Source organism: Rhizobium rhizogenes NBRC 13257 (assembly GCF_000696095.1).
GTDB lineage: Bacteria > Pseudomonadota > Alphaproteobacteria > Rhizobiales > Rhizobiaceae > Rhizobium > Rhizobium rhizogenes.
Map to the genome: position 1 here is coordinate 1 of NZ_BAYX01000038.1, position 3,422 is coordinate 3,422.

Annotated in this window: 5 protein-coding genes; 2 read left to right on the top strand and 3 right to left on the bottom strand. The window is 54.6% G+C overall.

Going from position 1 to position 3,422, the window contains the following annotated elements; all coding sequences use genetic code 11:
- Positions 1-304 precede the first annotated feature (304 nt).
- Positions 305-727, top strand: a complete 423-nt coding sequence (locus RRH01S_RS32970; protein WP_042477805.1) for a hypothetical protein — start codon at positions 305-307, stop codon at positions 725-727.
- A gap of 203 nt (positions 728-930) precedes the next feature.
- On the opposite strand, the gene RRH01S_RS32980 is transcribed toward RRH01S_RS32970, so the two are convergent.
- The 3 genes from RRH01S_RS32980 to RRH01S_RS32990 are packed head-to-tail and all read right to left on the bottom strand — an operon-like array spanning position 931 to position 2,292.
- The gene (locus tag RRH01S_RS32980; RefSeq protein WP_042477812.1) at positions 931-1,395 is read right to left on the bottom strand and encodes a hypothetical protein; all 465 of its coding nucleotides are present in this window, start codon (positions 1,393-1,395) and stop codon (positions 931-933) included.
- The gene (locus RRH01S_RS32985; protein WP_007695149.1) at positions 1,392-1,805 is read right to left on the bottom strand and encodes a hypothetical protein; all 414 of its coding nucleotides are present in this window, start codon (positions 1,803-1,805) and stop codon (positions 1,392-1,394) included. Before RRH01S_RS32985 ends, RRH01S_RS32980 begins: the two co-directional genes overlap by 4 nt.
- A 19-nt stretch (positions 1,806-1,824) precedes the next feature.
- A complete protein-coding gene (locus tag RRH01S_RS32990; RefSeq protein ID WP_131597926.1) occupies positions 1,825-2,292 on the bottom strand; it encodes a hypothetical protein in 468 nt (155 codons plus the stop codon).
- Positions 2,293-3,232: 940 nt separating this feature from the next.
- Between RRH01S_RS32990 and RRH01S_RS34725 the strand changes: the two genes are divergently transcribed.
- Positions 3,233-3,422: hypothetical protein (locus RRH01S_RS34725; protein ID WP_210165237.1), on the top strand; the 190-nt coding region annotated here is incomplete at its 3' end.

The window sequence follows — 3,422 nt, forward strand, 5'->3', positions numbered from 1 at the left end:
TTCTGTGCTATATGTATCAGGACAAGAACCATCAGACAGTCAGGGATATCGAGCCAAGCGACCCCGATCTGGCACTGGCTTCGTTCGATCGCTTCCAGCGCATGATGCGCCGTCTGGAGCAGTGGCGCAAACAGAAGGGTTGATCTTTGAGAAACGAACTGCTCCGGCGAGCGATCGAGAACATCCTCGGAAAATGCTCGCGGGACACCTCGGAAGACTCGTGCGCGGCGTTGCAATACTATTTCGCCTTGAAGTACGAGAACCATCGGCCGTGCTCAAATCGCTTCCGTCCGAGCCATGAACCATGAGACTGATCAACGAAATCGTCCCGGGCCGTTCGCTCGGCGGCATTGCACTTCAGACTTCCATCGACGCGGTGATCGAGAGCCTTCGGAACCACCATGCTATAAAAATCTCCGAGGGCACCGTGTTCATTGACGATGGACTTATCACTATCGGCTACGACGAAAGCCGATCGATCTACTCGGTGACGTGCAACTCCGGGTTCGAATGTCGCTATGAGGGCAAGCTCTGGGCCGGCATGACGGTCAGGGAGGTATTGAATAACTCAACAACCCAGGTAGCATGGGGAGGTGCAGTAGTGGTGGACGGCATCGAAGGCATTGGCCTGCCGCTGCCTGATGGTTTTGACGACTTCGAGCGACTCACGGATCACCTGCCGCTGTACCATGTGTTTGAGCATCTGTCGGTCTTTATACCGGGATGATTTTCAGGGAAGCCCTGGTAACGGGCCCGGCAAGGTTGCTGGTACCACAAATTAATGATGGCGAGTTCATGTTGTCCTCCATGGGCGCCTGGTTCAGCAGCGGTAGGTCCTCTGAAGTTGGATTTGCGGAGATAGCATCTAAGATGCGTATCACGGTCGGCCGCACGGACCATTCCGTCAGCAGTTTGCTGAGAGCCTTGTAGTCATCGTACCACCTTGTACTTGAGGTCCCTGTGCTTGATCTTGATCACGGAGTTCGTGAAGACGATCTCGTGGCTCAGAAAGCCATCTTCAAGCACCAGCATCTCATCGATGAGCCAATCGCCGTGGGAGCCGTCGCCAGCGGGCCATTCGCTCTTGGTTTTGTCAGCCGCGTAAGACTGTACGTCGCTGTAGCACAGCGTGATGCGGTTCCCATACGCTCCGGCCAGATGCATCTCGATGTCATTCGCCCGGACGTCACCGTCGTCGAACTCTCGTATGAGCAACTGCTCCAGCCTGGCATCGTGCGGGCATCGCGCGTCCCCATGCTCGTAGTGCCATGTCGCGTCCATGAATTCGAGAACGTCCGTCGGCACCAGACTGCGTACCTCACGCACATAGGCCGGATAAGCTGAGCTGTCGATGGAATAGCCATCGCTGGTTTCACTGAACCTGATGATTTTCATGATGCTTGATCACCATCCTGCGAGCCTGGTCGCGCACTTTCAGTGCGGAGGTTTTCCACGGCACGTAGCTCCTGGGTTGCTTTACCGATCGTCGTCCACCGGAGACGGAAGTTCTCAGCCGCGGTGCTGAGCCACTCCTTTTGTGCAGGAATGTGCTCCACAAGGCCTTCCAGGAATGAGGCGAACCGTTCGAAGATCTTCATTGCCTCTGGATCCTCGGAGGCGTGGCCCCACCCTGCGGTGTGGGATTCTTCTAGATGATCCAGGATCTTGAAGAAAACCTCGCTGTTGCGCGCGATGTCGTTAGGCTCGAGCGCCATGACACCGACCATGAAGCGCAACTCGTCACTCACGGAAAGCAGCGAGGGTGCGGTGTGCATGTCTTGGTATAGCAGGTCGATCGATAGCATGTGCATCCCCGGGGTACGCTCAACACCGCAGCATCAAGCGGTAGTAGTTCGCGAGTGCATCGTACGGAAGCAGAGCACCGGCAATCTTTGTCAGCACCCGCACGTCGCCCTCCTCTTTACGAAAATGAACTGTGGCGCCGGATCGAAGCAGAGCCACCTGCTCGTCGCCGAGGTCGAAGCTCACTGTGCCCTTGACGGTGCAAGCAACCTCCGAGGGCCTGGCAATGCGCGCGAAGCCGGGCAGGTCGCAATGGCCGAAAAAGTCGATGGTGTCGTGCGAAAAGCGCCTGTCGCTGTCGAAGTGAAGATTGGCGCTCCAACCGTCGAAGTCGAAGGTGTAGACGATTCCTGACCTCGTACACCACCGTTCGTCGGCCTCTGGCTCGCAGGCTGCCTCCTGTGGAGTGCCCATGCTGGCAGCGAGATGCACGGCGCCTCGTTCGAGGTAGCGTATCAGATCGAGCTGCCGGGCCATGGTTTGTTTCAACAACCGATACCTTTTTGAGATTGCGCTCCGAATATTCTCTGGCCGCTACGCGGCTGTTGGGTGTTCCCAGAACAGACCCTGCAAGTTCGCCTGCGTTTCAAACAATCTCCGCAAAAAGACATTCAAATACAGTCGCTGGCAAACCATCCATCTGCGTAACGCACCCGGTTGCGGGCAAGAAAAAATACCGGTGCTCCACTTCCTTGAAGTCGCATTCAGACAACAAATCTTTCGCGATGTCCATCGATGCCAAAACCGATTTCGGCAACCTTTCCTGCTCAATCGGATGATTGGCTCTACCCCTATCCGTCATGCCCCGACTCTCTGTCGAAACAATAAATGGCGAACAAAGGCGATTTCGACGAGATGTAGAACCTGACATCAAATTCATACACCTTGGCCAACGCCTCATCCTTGCCCGCCACCTTGCAGGTCAACGATTGGGCCGCGTTGTAATTCATATCGTCGTCTAGTACCAAGCTCGCTTTCAATGCTGCCTCTAGCCGTCCTTTCAGTGCAAGAACGGATCGGACGTAATCATCCGCGTAATTGACAGGCTTTGCCAATGCTTGGGAAATGAATTCTGGCAATTCGTTCACAGACAATGGACCTTGGTATATTTTTGCCTCGTCTTGGTGGCCGCAAAGGTGCATGTGTCAAGACAAAAGGCTTCCGCCTGCATCGCGGTATTCCAGCTTCAGCAAAACACCTTTATCTTTCAAAAGTAAATCTGATCCCCAATTCCTGGAGCGGGAAATGGGGTTCAAAATCCTCCGAGACTCCATTCGTCACCGGAGGAAACCTGGGTGGCAGATCATTGGCGTTTCATTGCGACGTTCTTGCAATTTATAAATCATTGAAAATATTGGGGTCAGAACAAGAGCAGTCCGAAATCGTACGCTAAGGCCGAACGGAACAGGAACGTTGTTGTAGTTCGGATGTGCAACATCCGATCTCTGTGGATTGCTATCGACACGCGCCAGTTTTGATTTCTCTGTCCGGCCCGACTCGACAACGCTCGACGCAGATTGGTCATGAATGGAGTCGGGCGATGGCAAAGCGCAAGCTTCTCAAAGATCAAGATCGCCGGAAGCTTGTCGATATCCCAGTCGACGAGGACAGCTTAATCC